Origin of the sequence: Methylobacterium tardum, assembly GCF_023546765.1 — a bacterium.
In the GTDB taxonomy this organism is placed as follows: domain Bacteria; phylum Pseudomonadota; class Alphaproteobacteria; order Rhizobiales; family Beijerinckiaceae; genus Methylobacterium; species Methylobacterium tardum.
The window spans coordinates 4564041-4586620 of sequence record NZ_CP097484.1 but is presented as its reverse complement, the minus strand read 5'-3'; the positions used below and the strand labels follow the sequence as shown (position 1 = coordinate 4586620).

Sequence of the window (22580 nt, the reverse complement as noted above, 5' to 3'; positions counted from 1 at the left end):
GATGACGGCGGCTAGCCTATGTTCGCCTTTTGTTCTAAAAGCGCTTCATCGCCTATGAAGCAGGCGATCTCCTGAATCAGACGCCCACCAGTTGCTTCGACTCTGTCGAACAAGCGGCGACTCTGATCCATCACAGCCCTTTTTGCTGACGGCCGCGGCCTCATGGCCGGCCATAGGAGATCTTGCATGCTCGCCCCATCGTCGTTGCCCCCAACCGTAAATCCAACCAAGCAGGACGACCCATCGTCCGACCAACTCGCACGCGCCTTCCTGCAACAGCTTGCCCAGGACGAGCGCAGGCGTCTCAAGGTCGGCCACCGCGCCAGCTCGTACGATCTCGATGCCGAGCCGATGCTCGACGAAGCCGATGCCGTCGAGCGGATCGTCGTTCAGGACGAGATCAACCGCCCCGAGAGCGCGCATGTGCCTGTTCCAGCAGACCTCGCCGCCGTCGCAGTGATGCTCGCACAGGCCATCGAGGCGGAGCCCGGTCTTGTGCGCCGTCTGCGCCGGGAAGCGCCTGTGGTCACGCTCGCCACGCATGTAGTCGATCTTGTCGAGCCCGTTCGAGTCGTCGCCGAAAAGTGCCTGTTCCGACCCAACACCAAGGTGATGGATCTCGCAAACGGACGGGCGCGCGAGTTGAGCCGGCGGCATGCCGCCCTTTTCGTCTGCGACGGGGTCAGCCGCGACGCACGGCCTGAAAAAGGCAACGAGGTCATCGGCACGGCACTGCATGTCCGCATACCCATCGTTGGCATAGCACCCGACCCCAAGCGACAGCTGCCGCGTGACCTGATGCGCTCCGCGGAACACCGAATCGGGTTGCCGAGTCTCGATCAGGCCGGCCTCGCCCTCGTGGTTGAAGCTGTCGTAGGCAGCCGGCCTTCGCGAGAGATCGATCGGGATCTCCTACGCATGATCGACATCGCGGATCTGCCGGTCGCTTTCCGCCGTGCAACCTCGCCGGATGCGTGCATCGAAGCGCTGGAGCGTATCGTTACCGCGAAAGCCGATTTTCTCGCCGATGGTCCCGCCCTGGAGGAGCTCGACGGCTATGGAGCAGCCAAGACCTGGGGCCTGGCCGTGGCAGCCGATCTCCAGGGGTATCGTGCAGGTCGTCTGACCTGGGCCCAGATGGACCATCGCGGTCTGCTGCTGTCGGGGCCGCCCGGTGTCGGAAAAACCAGTTTCGCGCGGGCGCTGGCCAAGAGCGCTCGCGTGCCCCTGGTGGCTACCTCCGTCGCCGAATGGAACGCAGCCGACTATCTGTCCGGCACGCTCCAGGCGATCCGCAAGGTCTTTGCACAGGCGCAAGCGCAGGCACCCTGCATCCTGTTCATCGATGAACTCGACGGCATCTCCGACCGGGGTCAGATCCGCGGAGAGTACGTTCAGTACTGGACGCAGATCGTAAATCTGTTCCTCGAACTGCTCGCGGGCGTAGATGAGCGGCCCGGCGTTGTGGTCGTGGCAGCGACCAATCATCCCGAGAGAATCGACCCTGCTGTAAAGCGGGCTGGGCGGTTGGACCGTGAGATCGCGATCGAGAAGCCGGACACCACCGCGCTGGCCCGGATATTCCGCCACCATCTCGGAAGCGAGATCCTTCCGGACGCTTCGATGCTTCCCTTGGCGTTGGCCGCCCGCGGTATGACGGGTGCGGATGCGGAAGCGTTCGTCCGGCGCGCCAAAGGAACGGCACGCCGCAGTGGCCGAGCTGTGACACTGGACGACCTGCTAGCCGAGATTCGGCAAGGGCGCCGCCCGCTCTCGGCGGTAGTCCGACATCGCGTGGCGATCCACGAGGCTGGTCATGCGGTCGTCAGCCATACACTCAGCTTCGGCGCGCTCATGGACTTGTCCCTGGATGACGAAGGCGGCCAAGCTTGTCTGGAGTTCACCAGGAATGGTGCTGTGACCTTGACCGAATTGGAGGCTGCCTTGGCTTCGCTCCTGGCGGGCCGGATCGCGGAAGAGATCGAACTCGGGGCCGGATCGATAGGCGCGAGCTTCGGTGCGAACTCCGATCTCGCCTTGGCCACCGGGATCGCGCGCGACATCGAGCTCACCTATGGGCTCGGATTTCTCGGCAACATCTATCTGGAGCATGCCGCCACCGACATGATCCTGATCAAGGGCTTGATGCCGGCCGTTGCCGAGCGCCTTAAGCGTGCGAGTGACCGGGCGCGGAACATCCTGATGGAACATCGGACGGCATTGCAGGCTGTTGCTCGCGAACTCGAAGAAACCGGCTACCTTTCCGGTCGGGAGATCGACCGCATACTGGCTTCGGTTGGAGAGCGGGCGGAATCTGAGGCTTCCGCAAGCGTAGGGGGGACAAGTGATGTTCGCACTACCACCCGACGTGCCGGACACCGGCGATCTGCAGCCGCTCTCGGACGCCATCGATGCACTGTGCGAGATCCTCGAAGGCGACCGAGAGGACGTCATCGAAGGATTGGCAGAGGTTATTCGAAAACGTGCCGAATTTGAGAGGTGCAGGCAGGATTTAAGCCATGATTGCTGATGAGGACTTTCCACTCTTCGATTAGATGCGACGAAATATGGGCTTCAGAAATAAGGAAGTGATAACGGCAGCCTCCTCGAAGGTAAGGCGAAGGCCACGAGCACACAGGTTCGTGTCGGCAAGGCGAATGACCGGGCCGCCGACCTACTGCCGATCATCGCCGAAATCCGCGCAGCCGGCGCTACCACGCTCCAGGCTGCGCCGATGCTTTGAACGCTCGCGGGATCCCGACCGCTCGCGGCGGGACGTGGAGCCCGGTTCAGGTTCAGCTGGTTGAGGCGTGAGCCTGACAGAAAGAGGCCACCCCCGAAGGGGTGGCCCAAGTCTAGGGAGGAAACGCCCAGTGAAGGGCTACAGCGCGGCGACGCTGGCGCTATCGCCTTGCTGCGATGCCGTAACGGATGTTGCGGTGCAGGGTTCCGCGCGCCAGGTCCAGCGCATCGAGGCGCAGGCTGTGTGAGGCGTTCTCCCTCGACTGCCGCACGCTAGGTCGCGAACCCATAACGGCTGGCACGGTTGAGGTGCGGCGCTGTTAGCCCTCTGAGCAGGAGGGACTTGGATGGCGCGGTTTGACCTGACGGACGCGGAGTGGGCGGTGATCGAGCCGCTGTTGCCGACGGACGTGCGCGGCAAGGAGCGCGTGGATGACCGGCGGGTGCTCAACGGCATCTTCTGGCGGCTGCGCACGGGCGCACCCTGGGCCGACATCCCGGCGCGCTACGGCCCGCATACGACCTGCGGCAACCGCTTTCGACGCTGGCGCAAGCGCGGCATCTGGGATCGGCTTCTGGACGCCGTGTCAAAGGCTTACGAGGGCGACCTGCAGATGATCGACGCCACCAGCGTGCGGGTGCACCAGCACGCCGCCTGCGCCCAAAAAAAGACGGCCGATCCGGTGGCATGGGTCGCTCGCGCGGCGGCCTGACGAGCAAGATCCACGCGCTGGTGGATGCCGAGGGCCGTCCCGTGGCCCTCAAGATCACGGAAGGCCAAGCGCATGACGGGCGTTCGGCGGCCGACATGCTGGGCGGGTTGGGTGCAGGTCAGATCCTGCTGGGTGACCGGGCCTACGACAGTGACGCGCTGCGAGCACAGATGGCCGAGCAGGGGGCGTGGGCAAACGTGAGGCCGATGCCCAACCGCAAGCAGGTGCTGGCCTTCAGCCCGTTCCTGTACAAGTACCGCAACCTGGTTGAGCGCTTCTTCAGCAAGATCAAGCACTTCCGAGCCGTCGCCACGCGCTACGACAAGGATCCCGACAACTTCCTGGCAAGCGTCAAACTCGCAGCCCTGCGTGTCTGGCTGCGTGCCTTATGAGTCCGCGACCTAGAGTGCGATTCAACAGGAGCCATCACAGAACGCACTACGACGTGAAGCTGCCACTCCGTCTTTGGCCATCTCCGGTCGGCCGCTTGGCCCCCAGTCCAGCCACCCAAGGTTGGCCCATGATTTCACCGGAACGGAGGTGCGGCGGTCAAGCAGCCTTGTCCGCACCGAATGGATTGGCGCCGGCCAGCGTTTCGGTAGATCCCCTCAGCTATCGCCAGAACGGCTTGGCATCCACCAGATCCTCGTGTGCGTCGGCTGCCGCTGTCAGGAGCTTGTGCGTGCGCGCTTCAAGGTCAGCAGCCGTGATGCCAGCAGCGAAGACGGCCGAAGCACCGGCGTGCTCGCCGGCGATGTCCCGCACCACCTCGTGGCCTGTCACGATGTCGTTGAGCGCGCCAAGTTGATCCTGCAGTTCGGAGAGTGCTTTTACGAAGGTGGCGTGGCGCTTCACGGCCTTCTTGTCCGGGTACAAGCCGGCGAAGAACTCCGCCCCGTAGCGCAGCTTCTTGGCAGCGATGCGCACCTTGTGTCGGTCCTCGGGGCTGAGGTCGTCGAGGTGGCGGCCGCGCTTCTTCACCCGGCGACGGCGTCGATCCAGCTCACGCGCCGCGAAGTCGCGCGCAGGTTCCTCGCGGAGTTCCGCACGGCCCTCAGCCCCGTCCCGCAGCCAGGGACCGGCGTTGATCCAGGCGACGAGATCGAGCACGAGCCCGCGCCATTCCGCCGATTGGAGCAGGTTTTGGACGGCCTCGTATGCCTGCGAGCGCTGGTCTTCGAGCTGCGTCTCCAGGTTGAGCAGGCCAACCTCGTCCGGGTGCCGCTCGCGCTCTGCCGGCAGGGTCGTGGCGAGGAACACATCGAGGTTGCGGGCCTGACCCAGCGGCTCGGTCATCCGCTTCAGCTCGGCCCGAATCCGGGCTCCCTGAGCGTCCTCGGCGAGATCGCCGAACAGCGAGAACGCCGAGCGCAGCCGTCGGATCGCGACGCGCGTCTGGTGTAGGGCATCCGCATTCCGGCCCTGCAACAGGATGTCCTCGTTCAGCCGCATGTGGCGCAGACAGGCGTGAGCGACCGCCTGGAAGGCCTCGGCGGCGCTCATGTTCTCGCGCAGCGGCACCCGCTCGGCTTTGCGGACGCGTTCCGGCTTCCCTGACGCTAGGCTGTACCCACGCTCGGCCTTGCTGCGCACGCCGAGGCGCAGCGGCGCCAAGGCTGCGATCGCCTGCGAGAGTGCGAACACGTCGCCGGCAGAGCCCTGCTTCAGCTCCAACTCCACCTCGCAGATGGGTATCACGCGGTCGCCGACGGCGGGCGCGTCGATACGGCCGCTGTCGAGCGCAACCTCGATGCGCGAGCTGCCCTGCTCGACCAGGTAGGTCCGCCGCTCGACCGAGGTGGTGAACAGAGGCTGCAGTTCGTCCTTGCGCCCCAGGATCTCGTCAAGCGGCGTGTCGGCCAGAGCTGCAAGGTCAGGCTCGGGGCCACTCACCTCCTGCTCCCATTCGGGCCGGCTGAAGAGGCCGTCTCCGTCAGCTTTGAGGGTTTGGACGTAGCGATCGCCGATCCGGCGTACCCGCAACCCGAGCCCGGCCTCGCGCAGGCGCTGCTCGACCGTGTCGAAGTAGGTCGAGCTGAGATCCGCCGCGCCTCGCTCGGAGGCATCCTGCAGAAGAGGATGCACCTGGAGCGTGGCGAGGTCGGAGGGCTCGCATTCCAGCTTCAACTCGATCTCGCGCGGTTCGCTCATCTGTTCTTTTCTGATCCGTGGGCCGGTTGCAGAGCGGCGCCCCTGGCGCAGACTGCACTCCTGCAATGCTTCCGGGTGGACAACGCCCGCGGGCGGATCGGGATCAGCGATGCCGGAGGCCGACTGGCCACGGCCGTCGCCGAACGGTCACGAGGCTATGCCTTCGCTTGCCGTGTCCGATGTCTCCTGAGGTCCTGGTGCGCTCTGCCACCTGTGCCATTGTCCGCACCGCCGCCGCATCCGTTCTGATCGCGCAGGCCAGCCTCGCCACGGCACAACCTGATGCGGATGCATTGACGACGGCCGCGCGGATTGCAGCCGAGGGCATCGCCATCGGCTCTGATGCCGGCGCGGGCGGCGATCCGCAGACCTCGGTCGCGCAGCCGGTCTTCTCGGCCGGGCGCGCAGCGGAGGTGACGACCTCGTTCCAGCCTCTGCTGGGACCCGCAGGCGATCCCGGCGGGTACCGCGCCTACCTGGAGAGCCGCGGCATCACGTTCGGCCTGATCTCGGTCGCCGAGTCGTACACGAACCTGCGCGGAGGCCTGCGCAGGGGCTCCACCGGCCTGACGCTCCTCGATCTCGACGTCGACGTCGATCTCGACACCTTGGCCGGCTGGACGGGCGCCACAGCTCACGCGACCTTCTACCAAATCCAGGGCAGCGGCGCCTCCCGCTCCCGGGTCGGCAATCTGATGACGGTGAGCGAGATCGAGGCGCTGCCCGCCTCGCGCCTGTCGGAGCTGTGGTTCGAGCAGAGCCTGTTCGACGGCAGGCTGATGCTGCGTCTCGGTGAGCTTTCCGCCGACACCGAGTACATGGTGAGCCAGACCAGCATCCTCTTCACCAATGGCACCTTCGGCTGGCCGGCGATCTTCGCCGCGAACATGACCGATGGCGGACCGGCCTATCCGCTCTCCGCTCCCTCCGTGCGCCTGAAATACGTGCCGAGCCGGGAGCTCTCCTTCCAGGCGAGCCTGATCGACGGCACACCGGGAGGTGGGCGGCCCGATTCGGGAATCGATCCGCAACGACGCAACCCGAACGGCACCCGTTTTCCCCTCTCTGACCCACCGCTCGCCATCGCGGAGGTCTCGTACGCCTACAACACCCGTCCGGGAGCACCGGGTCAGCCGGGCACCGTGACGCTCGGCGGGTGGCACCGGTTCGGGCGCGTCGACGCACTCACGCCCGACCCGGTCAGCGGCCTCGGCCGCCGTGTTTCGGGTGACTCCGGCGTCTACGGCCTGATCGATCAGACGATCTACCGGGAGCCGGACGATCCGAACGACGGCGCCAGCGTGTTCCTGCGCGCCTCGGCCTCGCCCGGCGACCGCAACCTCGCCGATTTCTATCTCGACGGCGGCATCGCCTATCGCGGGCTGTTGCCCGGCCGCTCGGACGACACCCTCGGCTTCGCCGCCGGCTTCACGCACATATCTGCTGCCGCACGGCGCCTCGACACGATCGCAGCGGCACAGAGTTCGTCACCGTATCCGCGTCGCAGTGCTGAGACGGTGCTCGAGGCGACTTACCAGGTCGTCCTCGGCCCCGGTGTCGCGGTGCAGCCAACCCTGCAGTACGTCATTCATCCCGGTGGCGGGATCGCCAATTCCCGTGCTCCAGAGGGTACGCGCGTCCGCGACGCCACCGTGTTCGGGCTGCGCGCCATCGCTCGGTATTGACGGCGCACGATGGTTGCCCGACCGATCGATTGTCCCGAGAACGCTTTCAGTCTCTCGGCGGCCGGATGCCGAGACCGCGGATGAGGGCGAAGGCCACGAGTGCCGAGATGCCGGCGATGGCCATGGCCACGTAAGAGCCGCCGTCGTTCTCGGTCAGCGGCAGGCTCTTGGTGTTCATGCCGAACAGCCCGGTCACGAGCGTCGGCGGCAAGAACAGCGCCGTCAGCACCGACAAGGTGTAGAGTTGGCGGTTCGAAGCCTGGGCGAGGTAGGAGGACAGCTCCTCCTGCATCAGCCGGCTGCGGTCGGCGAGCATCACCATGTCCCGGTCGAGCGCGTCCAGCCGCTGCGCGATCCGGGCGGCGGCTGTAACGGCTACGGCCGGGACCTCCTCGTCGTCTGCCGCGGTCTCAAGCCGGTGGAAGACGGCGCGCAGGCCGAGGAGCTGCCGGTGCAGCCGGACCGCATCCCGGCGGATCGGCCCGAGCCGCCGCCGTTCGCCGCGCACGCGCTCGCCGAGGATGTGGTCCTCGATCTCGTCCAGTTCATCGGCCAGGCGAGCGCCAGTCTCGACCATCGCGGTCACGACTTGATCGACGATGACGTCGAGCAACTGGATCGGAGCAACGATACCTCTACCTTCCGCAGCCGCGTCGCGTGCGCGGTCCGGCCCGAGGACAGGGTGACGCCGGCCGCTGACGAGCAGGCGCGGGCCCATGACGAAGTGCAGGCGCCCGCCGGCATCGACCTTCGGGCTCTCGCCTCTCTCATAGACCAAATCGGCCACGACACCGCCGATATGGCCGGCCTCGACGATCAGGCGCTGGTGCGGGTCGCTCGCGAAGGCTGCCGTGGTCAGGTGTGTCGGCCCGAGCCGCCCTTCGGCGACGAGGGCGGCGAGCCGCGCGTCATTCAAGTTGAAGTGCAGCCAAGTGAACCCCGCGCCGAAGCTGCCGGGATTGAGCGGCGTCTCACCTGGATCGGCGAGGTGACCGCGGCCACCTTCGCCGAAGCGCATAGCCCAGAGCAGACCTGGAAGGGCCGGCTCGTCGCACAGCAGACGAGCCGGTGCTGTGGCAGCGTCTTCCATCCGGCTCAGAACACGTGGCGCAGGATGAAGAACAGCGAGCCGGCGATCAGGATGGCCGCTGGCAGCGTCGTGACCCAGGCGAGCGCCATATTGCGCACCGTGGCGAGTTGCAGGCCCGAGCCGTTGGCCGCCATCGTACCGGCGACGCCCGACGACAGGATATGCGTGGTCGAGACCGGCAGGCCGTAGAGCTCGGCGAGCCCGATCGTGCCGGCGGCCACGATCTCGGCCGAGGCGCCCTGGGCGTAGGTGAGATGGGTCTTGCCGATCTTCTCGCCCACCGTCACGACGATGCGCTTCCAGCCGACCATGGTGCCGAGCCCGAGGGCCAGCGCTACGCAGACCTTCACCCAGTCCGGAATGTAGCGCGTGCCGGCGTTCAGGAGATCGGTGTAGCTCTTGAGGGTCTTCGTCTCCGCCTCGGAGAAGGTCGCGCCTGCCTTCGGCAGCAGCCGGATCGCATCCGATGCGAGGTACATGTCGTTGCGGACGTTCGAGGTCGCCCCCGCCGGGACCTGCTGGAGCGAGCCGTAGTTCTTCACCGACGTCGCGATGTCGGTCGAGAGCGCGGCCAGGGCGCTGTACACCTCCGGCTTGTTGAGCCCCTTCGCCTTCAACGCGTCGGCGACAGTCTTGCGGGCCTGAGATGCATCGGGGCGCGGCTCACCGTCGGCGTGACCTGCAAACACGGTGCTGGCAGCCTGTGAAGTCTGCACGAAGGCCGGAGTCGCGTCGGCCGTCATGGTCCGGTTCAGCGCGTAGGCGGTCGGGGCGGCGCCGATCAGGATCAGCATGATCAGGCCCATGCCCTTCTGTCCGTCATTGCCGCCGTGGAAGAAGGAGACCAGCGTGCAGGTGAGGATCAGCAGGCCGCGGATCCACAGCGGCGGCGGTGCATCGCCCTTCGGCGCTTCGTAGAGATCCTTGCGGCGCACGGCGAACTTGAGCGCGAGCAGCAGCAGGGCCGCCAGCACAAAGCCGCAGACGGGCGAGAACAGCAGCGCCTTGAACACGTTGAGCGCCTGGTTCCAATCGACGCCCGAGGTGCCGTCCTGGCCGCCCATGAACTGGTTGGCGAGGCCGACGCCGAGCACCGAGCCGATCAGCGCGTGGGACGAGGAGTTCGGCAGGCCGAGCGCCCAGGTCCCCAGGTTCCAGATGATCGCGGCCAGCAGCAGGGCGAAGATCATCGCGTAGCCGGCGCCCGAGCCAACCTGCAGGATCAACTCGACCGGCAGCAGGGTGACGATGGCGTAGGCCACCGCGCCCGAGGAGAGCATCACGCCGAGGAAGTTGAAGGCACCCGACCAGATCACGGCGACCAGCGGCGGCATCGAGTGGGTGTAGATTACGGTGGCGACCGCGTTGGCGGTGTCGTGGAAGCCGTTCACGAACTCGAAACCGAGCGCGATCAGCAGGGCGAGCCCGAGCAGCACGAAGGCGCCGATCGCCAGCGGCTCCTGGTGCACGGCATTCATGTCGGCGATCAGGCTCACGACGGCATAGCCGAGCCCCGCCACCAGCACGAGCAGGAAGGCGATGATGCCGCCCGGATGCAACCCCCGGTCGAGCTTGGGCCGCCCACTCGGCACCTGTCCTATCGAACTCGTCGGGGCCAAAATTGCGTCGGACATAGGCGCCTCGATGGATCCTGCCGTTCGCCCGGGCGTAGATCGGCTCCATGACGGGGGTGACAGTACAGTCGCTCCGGCTATACGCGGTTGACCTTTGGAACTGAGTCGATCCTGGATCGAACCCGAGGACGAGAGGCTTGCGCACTGACATGAGGCAAAGCTGGTAGCCGCTCGCTCGATATAATTGTCGGGCGACCGCTTCTCAGGCTTGTCATGGAAATCTGCTCGTATGTCCTTCCGACGAGGCATCACGAGGTTTGAAGATGACGCACGACGACAGCTCTGCCCAAAACGCTGCCATGGAAGCCATCCGGCGGGAGCTTGTCGACAGTTACGATGAAGAATTGGAGTTGGGTCTCGAAGACGATCGACTGGAGCGGATCTCAGACGCATCCGGGCATGCCTCATCGGATCGCCTGGATCGCAAGGTCTACTTCCGCGAACTGCTGCGCCTTCAGCACGAGCTGGTCCGCCTTCAGGACTGGGTGCAGGATCGCAAGCTGCGGGTCGTCGTCCTGTTCGAGGGCCGAGACTCAGCTGGGAAGGGTGGCGTAATCAAGCGCATCACCCAACGTCTCAACCCTCGAATCTGCCGTGTCGCCGCGCTGCCCGCCCCGAGCGAGCGCGAACGCACCCAGTGGTACTTCCAGCGCTACGTCGCCCACCTTCCGGCAGCCGGAGAGATCGTGCTGTTCGATCGCTCCTGGTACAACCGCGCCGGGGTCGAGCGGGTCATGGGCTTCTGTACGGAAACGGAGGTGGAAGAGTTTTTCCGCTCTGTTCCCGAGTTCGAGCGCATGCTGGTGCGCTCCGGCATCGTGCTGGTGAAGTATTGGTTCTCGATCACCGACGAGGAGCAGGAGTTCCGCTTCCAGATGCGGATCCAGGATCCTCTGAAGCAGTGGAAGCTGTCACCGATGGATGTCGAGTCGCGTCGCCGCTGGGAGGACTACACCAGGGCCAAGGAAGACATGCTGGCGCGCACGCATATCCCCGAGGCGCCGTGGTGGGTGGTCGAGGCAGTCGATAAGAGGCGGGCGCGCCTGAACTGCATCCAGCACCTCCTGGGCCAGATCCCGTACGATGCCGTGGAGCACCCTTCCGTCCGGCTGCCCGCGCGAGTGCGGAACGCGGATTATGTCCGTGGCCCTGTCCCGGCCGAGATGTATGTTCCGGCGGTGTACTGAGGCGAAGGCAGAGAGCGCTCGGTACGATCGACCATGCGCGAGGCGGGATGGGGCTGAGATCGACCGAACAGGGACGCCGATCGTGGATCCACCCTGTGGTATGGGTGGCCACTCAAAGCGGGTGGTCGCCGCGTTGCGGAGTGAACGGCGATTCCTTGAACGTCAGGGCCGGGCTCAGCTCGACAGTTGTCTGCCAGACACAGTTGATTGTCGTGCAATCAATCCGTTCAAGATTGCTGAGTAAGAGCTGACTTAAATGCCGGCATCGCCTATCATCCGGCTCGCATCTTTGTGTCCGACTTGTTATCCATTCACATTGCCAACGTAACTGTGTGTTACAGACCGATTCAATTTCAACAGATTTTTATCAAAGCACAATTATTGTATATTACCGCAACATGGTTCATTTGTGTGATTTTTGTATTGCTTGTTGAGACATTCTTATTCTGTCAATCGCCATCCTACGGTGATAAGTAGGGAACCAAAACTGTCTAAAACTGTTTTCTTGGCAAATCATTCAGCCATAGCGGTTGACAAACCATCGAATCGGCGGCCAACTCATATCGAAACCTATGAGTTTCGGAGGAGTCGATGCCGAGCATCGAACGCGCCGTGGCCATCGCCAACAACGAGGTGGCATATCTGGCCTGGTCAACGGAGCCCGCCGAGATCCCGGACTGCCTCGGCTTCCACATCGTTAGGGAGTTGCTGAACCCGGACGGCTCAGTCGCGGAGGAGCGACCACTCGCCTCCTATGTCGCCTTCGAAGGGCAGCGTAATCCGGACTGGCAGCCGCAGAACACCACTGTTTGGCCCGTACAGAAGTTCAACTGGCGCGATCTCACCCTGCGCCGGCGCCGCGATCTAGCCAAGCTCCGTCCCGAGAACGAGACCGTCCGCTACCGGATCCGTGCCGTGGGCGCGCTTCGGCCGGGCCTCGAACCGGTGAATGTGGTCGCCAGCACGCACAAGACCAGGCGTGGGCAGGTCGTCGTCAACACCTACGAGGGGGCGCCACGCCCGCTCGGCTACCTTACAGCGCCCGCCTTCACCAACTCTGTGACGGCTACGACGCACCGCCCCCCTTCATCACGACATTCACGAACGGGATCCTGTCGACGCAGTTCCTGCTGAAGGTTTTATCCGAGGACGGCGCGATCAAGCCGGGCGAACTCGAGGACCATCTGAGAAAACCGGGCGATTGGCTGCGGCGCTACCTCTCCGGCGATGTCCTTACCGTAATCACGGCGTTCTTTGCGCAGGAGGGCGGCCGATTCCACGCGGCACTCTACGAGCTTGAGGATGAGGAACTTGAGGACCTTCTCGCCGCCAATGCCGAACGTCTCTCCCTGATCCTGTCCGATGCCGGCAGCCGGAGTCCGAGGAAGCATAAGGCCGAAGGCGAGGACGAAGAGGACGACATCCGCACCGACGGCGCGGACGAGGCCGAAGGCAAGACGGTTTACGATGCACGCAATGCGAAGGCTCGCGCCACCCTGCGCGCCTTGGCGGACCGTCCTGGCACGGCATTCGAGATGCAGGACCGGTTCTTCAATGGGTCCGGGCATATAGGCCACAACAAGTTTGTGGTCTTTGTCGATGACGCAGGGACACCGCGCTCGGTACTGACCGGTTCGACGAACTGGACATGGTCGGGCGTCGCCGGCCAAAGCAACAACTGCATCCGTATCGACAATTCGCAAATCGCCGCGGCGTATCTCGCCTACTGGAAGGCGCTCCGCCGCGACGAGCAGCCGGTGCCGGAGCCGCCGGGCTCAAGGGCAGTCGGCGCCGTCCAGGGCGATGATTTGAAGAAGGCGAACCGCAGCCCGGTCCCACCAGTGACCGTGGGCAGCACCACAATGGAAGTAAGGTTCTCGCCGAACGTGCCAGGCAAGAGCCAACCGCCCACCGCGAAAGCGATTAAGCCGTCTCGACCGCCGCCCGACATGGACCGACTGTTCTCGCTCGTGCGCCGGGCGAAGCAGGCGATCCTCTTCCTCGTGTTCATGCCTTCGCGCGGCGGTCTCCACTCGATCGTCTCGGAAGCGATTGCGCTTGGGCTCAAGGACACCTCGCTCAACGTCGTCGGCGCTATTTCCGATACGCAGGCGATGTGGGGCTACGAGGCGAGCCACCAAGGGGAGGACGGCCGCAAGGTCCCTGCCTGGTCGCCGCACACCTTCGCTCAGGCCGGCGTGTCAGTGGTGCGCGCCACCGCGCTGACCGACCGAGAGATTGGCCGCCAGCTCGGCGATTTCCAGATCGACGAGAAGCTAACCGTCGGCCGCGCGATCATCCACGACAAGGTGGTCGTGATCGATCCGCTCGATCCCGATCGCTGCGCCGTCGCTTTCGGCAGCCACAACCTCGGCTATAAGGCATCTTACGCGAACGATGAGAACCTGATGATCGTGCGCGGGCATCAGCCCCTCGCCGAGGCGTATGCCGCGCACGTGCTGGACGTCTACGACCACTATCGCTTCCGTGCCGTCGAGGCGGAGCGAGCGGCCGGGCGCGGTAACGAGGAGGCGCGTTGGGACGGCTTTCTAAAGACCGATGGCTCATGGCAGGCATCAGCGTCACGCCGCCTCTCCGACTATTTCACCGGATAGGGATCCGCTCGGAATGCGACAGAAGGGGGCTGCGGAACGGACAACGTTGCAGGACGCACGGCCTCTGCCGGATCCGAAGCCGGTGACTCTCGACTATCGCCACGCCGATAAGGCGCACCACCTCGTGCGAAGCCTATCTGGCGTTTCCTTCGACGGCGTGTGCCTCTGGACGGTCTCCGATGAAGGACGCACCCTGGAACGCCTTGCAGCCGACGAGCAGGGTTTCGTCTTCGAGCGGCAATTTGTGCTCGACACACTCTTTCCCGATCTGCCCTCCGACAAGGAGGCGGATCTTGAAGGGCTCGACGCCGAGGATGGGCGCGTCTGGTTATGCGGTTCGCACGCGCGCACCCGCGCGAAACTGGCCCCCGACGGCAGGCCGAGCCCTGACATTCGGCGACGCCCAAGCCGCCATCTTCTCGGCAGCGTAGTGGCGACCGAAGCCGCCGACCCTGCGGCCTACGCACTGCCTTTCACCGATGCAGGGAGTCTGCGTAGTCGCTTGCGCGACGATCCGCTGCTAGCCGATTTCGCGAACTTGCCGAGCAAGGAGAATGGGCTCGACATCGAAGGCCTTGCGGTGCTCGGGAGCCGATTGCTGCTCGGTCTACGGGGACCTGTGGTCGCAGGCCTTGCCGTCGCGGTGGAACTGCGGCTGCGAAGCGACGGCAGGATCGCGAACACCGCACCGATCCGCCATCTGCTCAACCTAGGTGGCCTCGGCATTCGGGATCTCACCCGTTTCGGTGAGGACGTTCTCGTACTGGCCGGGCCGGTCACGGGGGCTGACGGGCCGTTCCGGATCTACACGTGGCGCCCCGTCCGCACGAAAGCGCCGCAGGAGCCAAAGCCCACATGGGCTTGGCTCTCGGCTGAGGAACACCCGGAAGGTTTCTGTTGGCTGGAGCGCGGCGACCGGTTTGGTCTACTCGTCGTCTATGACAGCCCCGACGAGCGACGCATCGAGGGTCACCGCTACACCGCCGACTGGTTCGATCTGACGCCGTGAACGCAGCAGCTTGTGAGGCGCAAGAGGGACGCAATCGATGCCGCTCAGATCCTACTCCGTCCTAAAAGGCCGCCCGGTGGGCATTCGCCTCGGATCCGGCGCCTCCCCGCACTACCAAATCCACATTGTAGTTGGGGACGAGGATTACCGGATCGCTATCAACGTCCAGTCCGGAGACGGCAGCGAGTGCGACTTTCTGCTCCGCTCGCGCTTCGAGCATCCGATCACCGCCCGGCTCGCCGAACTCGCGCCGGGACTACATCCGCAGGCGCCGGGTCCGGACGGGCTCGGGCTTGACTACATCCGTGGGAACCTGCTCCAGCCGCAGAAAATGGTCCCTCTTCCCGCGACTGCTGCGGGACCAGACAACGACCTCAACGAAAAGCTCGATCATTACATCCAGCGCGCACTCGCGGACGAAAACGCGGTGGTCTACGCCTTCGGCGCGACCTGGGGGCCGGAGCCCGGCAAGCCCGACAAATACTTCGGCTTCCGCCCCGGGCGCGGCATCCATGACATCCACATGAACCAGGGCAACCCACCGCCGCCGAAGGGTAAGGCGGCATGGTTCGAAGACAACGGACCCTGGCAGGATGGCGGACTGGTAATCCAGTTTCCCAGTCAGGAGCAGTGGGTAGCGGTGTTCATGAAATTCCAGAGCCAAGCGTGGCACACAGACGATGACACGGGCAAGCCGCTCGACCTCGGCGATGGTACCCCGACTTCGCACCATCTCCCGCCGCACCACGTGCCGACCCGGACCCAGCCTGACGGGCTTGTTCGAATTGTCGCGGCGCTCGTAAACGATACCGCTACCCCTGAGCGCGAGACAGTGACCCTCCTCAACACGGCCGACCGCGATCTGGCTCTCGATGGCTGGTCTCTGGTTGACAAGATGAAGAACCGCATGCCGCTCGAAGGTGAGATCGGCAAGGGCGCCACGCGGCTCATAGTCGTGGCTAAGCCGGTGGAGTTGTCCAACCGCGGCGGCATCATCAGCTTGCTGGACGAGCGTGGAGTCAAGGTCCACGGCGTGTCCTACACGCGCGATCAGGCGCGTACACCCGGTCTGACGATCGCCTTCGGTTCATGATGGTCAGTGCGGAACCCCAACGCTCGGCCGACCAAGCAGAAAAGGCAATCTGCGGAGTTTCGCGCATCGAGTTGATTGCCGCGGATGCCAGACCGAGGACATCGAGTGATTATGAACCTACCGGAGGCCGTAGCTGCTCATGCGGGTTGGCGGCAGCGTTGGGCAGCATAGTGGGAGTGAAATCAGAGGCATAAGAGGCCGAGCCACTCCCGGTGCAACTTCGGAAGAAGGACAAGCGCAAGGACGCGCAGCAGACCCAGCAATCCATGCACTGAACACGTCGAGGGTACAGCCAAGGTCATCCCATCGTCGCGCTGGACACATAGGGGAATGCGCTTCCTCTCATGCCGGACCCAACGTGCCTTCGTGACAGATTGGTTTGACGATCGTGAAGACGTTCACCCCTCATGGGCAGCCGACGAGAGTTGGATGCGGCTGTACATCGTCTTGGGCCTGACCGGCATTGGGGCACTCGGGATGATCGGCGGGATGCTGCACGTCCTCCCAGCGTGAACTCCACGAAGGGGATCCTGTAGGATGAGCGAAGCTCAACAACGTCAGTCCTTCACGTTCGAGCTTGTCCCCTCGCAGCGTGCAGCCGGTGGCTATCACTGGGCAATCCGCAAGCATGGCAAGCTGGTCCAGCGTTCCGATACCCCACTCTCGACCGAGGCCAAGGCGCGCACCCAGGCGCTGGCCATGATCGACCGGCTTCGTATCGGTCAGGTGAATTGGTAGGCCGCCTCTTTGTTCGCTGCTTAGGAAAGACAAAAGCCCGCCACGGCCGGGCCGGAAGGGATGAGTGACGGCATAGGGTCTGAGAGGTTCGCCGTGGATGGCGGCGCTACCATCGTAGATGTGTCGGCCGCATGACGTGATGCTCAGAACCAGCTTGCGAGCACAGGTAGCTTCAGATCCGGTCCGGCTCCGCCAGCAGAATGGCAGCTCGCACGGCAGCACGTCGAAGCCCTGCGTCAGCCCACGGCTGGTTCATCAGCGTCCGAGCGAACGGATGGGAAGCTACGGCCGCTGCGGGATTGATCCGGTAGCCTTCGCCAAACTCGACTGATCTTGATGAAGGATCGGCTAGATAGGCGTCCACGACCGCCGACACGTCATCGCCGATGATGTCGAGGGTGACGAACAGGTCGAGGGTCATCGGGCGATTGGCCATGACGGCGATATAGATGAGGCCTGCGACGGAACGTCCACTACTGGGACTGCATGACGAGCAAATGACTAGTCTGTTTGATGACCGGCCCTGACAGCCCCGCCGCCTAATCTGCTCACGGGCTTACGAGGCTTGGTGCCATTCCTCACGGCTGGGGTCAGTACGCAACGCGGCCCGAACTGCAGGACGAGGGAGGGCGGTATTTGTGCCTCAACGGCGATCCTCGATCGGGTCCCGGATTGATATGCCGCTCAGGCCGCCAGCATGATTGATATATCGCCGGCCGCCAGCCGCGAGTTGCGATAGCGCTGGTCCGACGTGACTTCACTTCCGAGCCAGAACGGCAGCACCACGAGTTCGTCCTCGTGCGCCATTTCGATCTCGGCCAGGATCAGCCCGTCGAGGGCGCCCTTGAACACATCAACGTCCCAGACCGCCCCCGCGTGCTCGACCCGATATCGCATCTTCTCAATGCGCTCGTTCGGCGACACGTCGGCGAGCAATTCCTCACCCATTTGCAAGGGCACCTCGCACTCCACCTCCTCGCGGGTGGCGCCACTCTTCGCCCCTTTCCATGTCAGGAACGCCCGATCTCCTGCCCGGCGGACACGAAGCGTGTTGTGAGCGTCGGTGTAGAGATAGCCCTGAACAAGGAGTGTGCCGGACCGGCAGAGAGGCAACACGGCGGGTGTTGCGAGGAACTTGCGCTCGATCTCAAGGGCCATGCGGGCGGGGGCTCGTGCCGTTGTTGTCGTGAGTTCCTAACCCATGTGAAGGCGCCGACGGCACAGACGGCATCGTGGGCCACCCGTTCGGCGTGTGCATGGCAGATCGATTGACTCCCGTGGTCAACTCGGACTCGAACGGCTTCCTCGCGTGGTCGAGCGTGCTTAGGCATCCCGTCGCGGCGTAGCCGACACGTCGGCCGAGTTGCCCCTAAGAGCTTGGGTCACACCCGCTAATGGGCAGCGTGGCCATCGGCCCTGCTGGCGTGATTCTTCTTCTTGCGCTTCTTGCTGAGCTTCACCTCGCCGTCCGTATCGTCCGAACCGCGCTCGCTCAGAGCGAAGCTGTGCAGGTCCGCTAGCGCCGCCTCTCCGGTCTGAGGAGCTTCGGTAAGGGCGTAGAACGCCGCCCGCACGATGTCCTTCTTGTGGGCATCGGGGTGCCGCTCCCGCACCGCAGCACGCAGTGCCTTCGGCTTCATGCCTGGCTTGACGATCGTCCGCAGCGTCGCTGCGATTTCCTCAATGGATGCCATGTCCGACCCCAAATGATGACGCCACAGCGTGGCAGCTCGCAGCGACGTTATATGACAGTACCGTGACGATCAAACTCCCGCTGGGCGTTGCAAATTCGGCATAGATCGCCCTCGATGCCGCCGCTAAGAGGCGCGTGTTCTTCCTGAGACCGGAACACACCTTGCAGGCGCCTCCACATTAAGGGGCGCCTGCTTTTTATGCGTAGCCGGCTTCCTAATTCCCGGGTCAGAATGCTTTCGGGCCTGCATGGTGCATGGCGACGTAACGCCATTTCTGATAGGTACGCCTCGATCCAACGGTCCCGCAGTTCGCCATGCGAACCGCAAGGGCGACAGACTGCTCCCGTCGGCAACATCGCCTTCAGCAACGTCTTCGACTGGACATTCGGTCGATACGTCGCCGTTGTTGCCAGTGAGCTTCCCCCCGGGCGGCGATGTTGCTGGCGCTCTGGGTCTGCGTCCAGCGCCGTGTCGGCGGCCTGCCCATGGTTACAGTGGCATGTCCGGCCAACGCGATCCGCTGGTGTTCTGAGCGGCGTTCCCGCAACTGGGTTTGCTGCTGCTGACCCACTTGGTCACCACGTCCTCCGACGGGTTGGTGTCGGCCGTCACTTGTGTCGGTGCGGAGGCGCTCCTGATGCTCGCCAAGCGAAGCATCATCAAGCTGTCGTCAGAGCAGGATATGCACATCGCTCGTGTATCAGCGGAGCCGCTCCATGCACATGTCTCGCGTGGTTCTGACGGGTTCTGTCTTCGCCGCATGCGCTCTGCTGCATCCTGCGCCCGGTCTGGCCTGGGGCGACGAGGGCCACCGCATCGTCGGTCGCATTGCCCTTCCGTTGTTGACGCCCGCGGCGCTGGCGCAAGTCGACACCCTGCTCGCGGCCGACGACGACGCGCTCACCGAGCGAGATTTCGTTGCCCGCACGGTCTGGGCCGACCGCTGGCGGGACTCGGATCGCAACTCCAGCAAGGTCCGCTACACCGCTACTCAGCAGTGGCACTTCGCCGATATCGAGATCGCCCATCCCGATCTCTCGGACGCCTGCGCGGGCCAGAGGCCGCTGCCAGAGGGAACACCCGCGAGCCAGGGACCAGCGCGCGACTGCGTCGCCGACAAGGTCGAGCAATTCGCAGCCGAACTCACCGACGTCAGCCTGCCGCAGGCCGAGCGGATCCTGGCGCTCAAGTTCCTGCTGCACTTCACCGGTGACCTGCACCAGCCGCTGCACGCGGCCGACAACCACGATCAGGGCGGCAACCAAGTGCAGGTGTTGTTCAGCCATCACCATGTGGCCAGCCGGCTGCACGCCTATTGGGACACGGCAGTGGTCCAGCGGATCGGGCGCGACGAAGCGGCGGTGGCTCAGGATCTGTCTGCGACCTTCGCTGCTCAAAGCGCCGCCTGGCAGCAGGGTCGACCGGCTGATTGGGCGCAGGAGAGCTTCGCGGCCGCGCGGGATGTGGTCTATACCCTGCCGTCAACGGCGGTGCCGGATGAGCACGGCACGCCGGCCTACCCGCTGGATCAAGCCTACGAGCAGAGGGCTGAAGCCACAGCCCGCCAACAGCTCGCAAAAGCAGGCTTTCGCCTGGCCGCACTGCTGAATGCTGCCCTCCGCTAGGGCGGTACGGTGGTTGCATCGACGTCCGGACGCGCAATGGCCTCTCGCAATATCCTAGGCCAAGCTGCCGAATTGTCAGGCCGGCAACTGTAGCATCCGCGCCGACGTTCGCCTTCTCATCCGGCTTCAGCACGATGCAAGACGATCGGAGGTGAACCGTGACGAAAGACGCGAAAAGCACCTTTCCCAAGCTCGTGCAGGGCGAATCGAACGCGGCGACGGACGAGGGAAGGAAGATCAACGCCAAGATCGACGAGGCTTTCGGCAAGCTGGCGAAGAAAATGCGAGATCGCGCCGACAAGGCCAAGGGAAAGCTCGACGGCGTGAAGAAGGTCGACAAGCGCGCGGTGTTGCTGCGGCGCTTCGAACTCTATGCGGATGCAGCGACCTACCTCGAAGAGCGTCTTCTGCATCGCGAGGACCGATCCGAATGATGTTCATCGACCCGGCCGAGCGCGTCCGTGCTCGTCGCTGCTGACTGCGAGACACCGGCCATGTTCGATTTGACGAAGATGCTCGCCAACGCGCTCGGTGAACACCTCGCTCTCACCTACCGACAGACCTTTGGCAGTCGGGAGCCACGCTACGCCGAGGTGATCGAGGCCTCGGCACGCCTGACGATCGAGCGGATCGTCGGCAGCGACGCGCTCTATCACGACAGCGGCCATACGGCGCTTGTCACTCTCGTCGCCCAGGACATCCTGCGCGGCCGCTTCCTGCAGCAGGGTGTGACGCCGGAGGATTGGCTGCACATGATCCTGGCGGCCCTCTACCACGACATCGGCTACGTGCGCGGTGTCTGCTCGGGCGATCGGGCACATGCCTTCGTCATCGACGCGCAAGGCACCACGATCAACCTGCCCCGCGGGGCCTCCGACGCAGCGCTGACGCCCTACCACGTCGAACGTTCGAAACTTGCGGTGCGGGAGCGCTTCGGCACACACGAATTCGCCGATGCGGGAAGGGTCATCCGGGCGATCGAGCTGACCCGCTTTCCTGTTCCGGAGGATGGTGAACACCACGAAACCGGCACGGAAGCCGGCCTGATGCGGGCGGCGGATCTGATCGGGCAGCTCGGCGACCCACTCTACCCGCGCAAGTTGAACGCGCTGTTCCACGAGTTTGCCGAGGTCGGCCTCGATGTGCAGCTCGACTATGACTGCCCGGCCGACCTCGCGGAGCGATACCCGGCCTTCTTCTGGTCGAAGGTCGAGCCGGTGATCGGCGACGCGGTCCGGTTCCTCGATCTGACGGTCGAGGGGCGGGGCTGGGTCGCCAACCTCTACGCACACATCTTCGCCATCGAACACGACCGGCGGCGCATCGGGCCCCATCCCGGTTGATCCGACCCGTGCCTCCTGCGGCTACGTCCAATCTGCGCCTGCCGTGGCTGGACAGGCGGCGGAGTGGTTCGGGGCAGGCGAGCCCCGTCGATTGAAGGCCCGGTCGGCGTGTCGAGCTTCAGAACCGGAATGACGACGCGATCGCTGGTTGCATTGGTGCTCCTCGCGGCGCTCGCGATCTGGCTGGCCCTCGTCTTCGTGCCGAGGTTGCTCGGATCGGACAGCACGTTGTGGCGCATCGTCCATGGCCAATGCGTCCCGCACTTCGTGCGAGGTGACGGACCCGCCCCGTGCCGTGCCGTCGACCTGCGGGCGGGTGTTGAGAACGGCTATGCCGTCCTCAAGGACATCCGGGGCAAAGCGCAGCACCTCCTGATCCCGACTGCCAAGATCGCGGGCATCGAGAGCCCGGAGCTCCTTCGACCGGGAGGCGCGAACTACTTCGCCCAGGCGTGGACTGCGCGCTCCTTCGCCGAGGAGCACCTTGGGCATCCACTTGCCAGGTGGGACGTAAGCCTCGCCGTCAACTCGCAGCTGCGGCGCTCGCAGGGTCAGCTGCACATCCACATCGACTGCGTTCGTCAGGATGTCCGCGATGCCCTACGTCGACTTGCGCCCTCGATTGGCGACCGCTGGGCCCCGCTGGACGAGTTGCTGGTCGGCCGCCAGTACCGCGCGGTTCGCGTGCTGGGCGACGTCCTAGGCGACACGGATCCCTTCCGGCTGCTGGCGAGCGACGATGATGCGCGCTCGGCCATGGGCGAGCATTCGCTGGTCGTGGTGGGCGCTGACTTCGGAGACCTAGGACCGGGCTTCGTGATCTTGAGCGGCCGCGTGACCAGCCGGATCGGACAGGCGTCGAATGGAGAGATCCTGCAAGACCACAGCTGCGGCCTCAATCCAGATCCATTCGGCGCTCCATAAACACGCTTGCGCGAACGTCGATCATCGCGGGTAGCGTCCGCTTACGGGACATTGTCACACCCAGCCGAGTGGCCGGGTTGGGCGTCAAGCCGAATGTCTGCTCCTGCACGCGATAGCAATCCGGCGTGACGTAGTTTGGCCGAAAACGGCCTGTCCGGTTCCTGGCAAAGACTGAGGGAAAGCGGACCTTTGTTGGGGTTCAGGCGATCTAAGGTGAAGGCCGCGGCCGAGTCGGCGAACCGAGCGACCCAAGTCAGCACGCTGGATCTTCCCTGGCACATGGCGGACAATGCCCTGGCACAAAGGCTCGCTGAAGCAGTCCTGCGCACGGGAGGAT

Annotated in this window: 18 protein-coding genes; 12 read left to right on the top strand and 6 right to left on the bottom strand. The window is 64.6% G+C overall.

Annotated features, from left to right (window positions below; translation table 11 throughout):
- Positions 1–186 precede the first annotated feature (186 nt).
- Both M6G65_RS21875 and M6G65_RS21870 read left to right on the top strand, forming a co-directional pair.
- On the top strand, positions 187–2496 hold the full coding sequence (locus tag M6G65_RS21875; RefSeq protein ID WP_250102883.1) for an AAA family ATPase: 2310 nt from the start codon (positions 187–189) through the stop codon (positions 2494–2496).
- Positions 2497–3089: 593 nt separating this feature from the next.
- A protein-coding gene (locus M6G65_RS21870; RefSeq protein ID WP_091720812.1) for an IS5 family transposase occupies positions 3090–3847 on the top strand; the annotation gives its coding sequence in 2 pieces (ribosomal slippage) (positions 3090–3414 and positions 3414–3847; 759 coding nt in all).
- 220 nt (positions 3848–4067) lie between these two features.
- Here the strand turns inward: M6G65_RS21870 and M6G65_RS21865 are convergent.
- A complete protein-coding gene (locus M6G65_RS21865) occupies positions 4068–5606 on the bottom strand; it encodes a CYTH and CHAD domain-containing protein (RefSeq protein ID WP_250102882.1) in 1539 nt (512 codons plus the stop codon).
- Between the two features lie 197 nt (positions 5607–5803).
- Here M6G65_RS21865 and M6G65_RS21860 point away from each other — a divergent pair, with 197 nt between their 5' ends.
- Positions 5804–7291, top strand: a complete 1488-nt coding sequence (locus tag M6G65_RS21860) for a carbohydrate porin (RefSeq protein WP_347710458.1) — start codon at positions 5804–5806, stop codon at positions 7289–7291.
- Positions 7292–7337: 46 nt separating this feature from the next.
- On the opposite strand, the gene M6G65_RS21855 is transcribed toward M6G65_RS21860, so the two are convergent.
- A complete protein-coding gene (locus tag M6G65_RS21855) occupies positions 7338–8381 on the bottom strand; it encodes a CorA family divalent cation transporter (protein WP_250102880.1) in 1044 nt (347 codons plus the stop codon).
- Between the two features lie 5 nt (positions 8382–8386).
- A complete protein-coding gene (locus tag M6G65_RS21850) occupies positions 8387–10015 on the bottom strand; it encodes an inorganic phosphate transporter (protein ID WP_238199140.1) in 1629 nt (542 codons plus the stop codon).
- A gap of 263 nt (positions 10016–10278) precedes the next feature.
- Here M6G65_RS21850 and ppk2 point away from each other — a divergent pair, with 263 nt between their 5' ends.
- The 5 genes from ppk2 to M6G65_RS21825 all read left to right on the top strand — a co-directional run bounded on the left by ppk2 (position 10279) and on the right by M6G65_RS21825 (position 16657).
- Positions 10279–11202 carry a polyphosphate kinase 2 gene (gene ppk2, locus M6G65_RS21845; RefSeq protein WP_238199141.1) on the top strand — a complete coding sequence of 308 codons (924 nt, stop codon included), beginning with the start codon at positions 10279–10281 and terminating at the stop codon, positions 11200–11202.
- 809 nt (positions 11203–12011) lie between these two features.
- Positions 12012–13817 carry a phospholipase D-like domain-containing protein gene (locus M6G65_RS21840; protein ID WP_250102879.1) on the top strand — a complete coding sequence of 602 codons (1806 nt, stop codon included), beginning with the start codon at positions 12012–12014 and terminating at the stop codon, positions 13815–13817.
- Positions 13818–13899: 82 nt separating this feature from the next.
- Entirely contained in the window at positions 13900–14826 is a 927-nt protein-coding gene (locus M6G65_RS21835) for a DUF3616 domain-containing protein (RefSeq protein ID WP_238199144.1), read from the top strand.
- Between the two features lie 37 nt (positions 14827–14863).
- Entirely contained in the window at positions 14864–15919 is a 1056-nt protein-coding gene (locus M6G65_RS21830; protein WP_250102878.1) for a DUF2278 family protein, read from the top strand.
- Between the two features lie 537 nt (positions 15920–16456).
- Entirely contained in the window at positions 16457–16657 is a 201-nt protein-coding gene (locus M6G65_RS21825; protein WP_238199146.1) for a hypothetical protein, read from the top strand.
- 172 nt (positions 16658–16829) lie between these two features.
- Here the strand turns inward: M6G65_RS21825 and M6G65_RS21820 are convergent, their stop codons facing one another.
- The 3 genes from M6G65_RS21820 to M6G65_RS21810 all read right to left on the bottom strand — a co-directional run bounded on the left by M6G65_RS21820 (position 16830) and on the right by M6G65_RS21810 (position 18351).
- Positions 16830–17078: a hypothetical protein gene (locus M6G65_RS21820; RefSeq protein ID WP_250102877.1), complete on the bottom strand. Its 249-nt coding sequence runs from the start codon at positions 17076–17078 to the stop codon at positions 16830–16832.
- Positions 17079–17341: 263 nt separating this feature from the next.
- A complete protein-coding gene (locus tag M6G65_RS21815; RefSeq protein ID WP_238199148.1) occupies positions 17342–17815 on the bottom strand; it encodes a CYTH domain-containing protein in 474 nt (157 codons plus the stop codon).
- A gap of 233 nt (positions 17816–18048) precedes the next feature.
- Entirely contained in the window at positions 18049–18351 is a 303-nt protein-coding gene (locus M6G65_RS21810; protein WP_238199149.1) for a hypothetical protein, read from the bottom strand.
- A gap of 716 nt (positions 18352–19067) precedes the next feature.
- Between M6G65_RS21810 and M6G65_RS21805 the strand changes: the two genes are divergently transcribed.
- The 4 genes from M6G65_RS21805 (at position 19068) to M6G65_RS21790 (ending at position 22243) form a co-directional block, all read left to right on the top strand.
- Positions 19068–19976: a S1/P1 nuclease gene (locus M6G65_RS21805; RefSeq protein WP_250102876.1), complete on the top strand. Its 909-nt coding sequence runs from the start codon at positions 19068–19070 to the stop codon at positions 19974–19976.
- 158 nt (positions 19977–20134) lie between these two features.
- Entirely contained in the window at positions 20135–20410 is a 276-nt protein-coding gene (locus M6G65_RS21800) for a hypothetical protein (protein WP_238199151.1), read from the top strand.
- Positions 20411–20470: 60 nt separating this feature from the next.
- A complete protein-coding gene (locus M6G65_RS21795; RefSeq protein ID WP_250102875.1) occupies positions 20471–21319 on the top strand; it encodes a metal-dependent phosphohydrolase in 849 nt (282 codons plus the stop codon).
- A gap of 129 nt (positions 21320–21448) precedes the next feature.
- Positions 21449–22243, top strand: a complete 795-nt coding sequence (locus M6G65_RS21790; protein WP_250102874.1) for a CDP-diacylglycerol diphosphatase — start codon at positions 21449–21451, stop codon at positions 22241–22243.
- Positions 22244–22580: the final 337 nt, after the last annotated feature.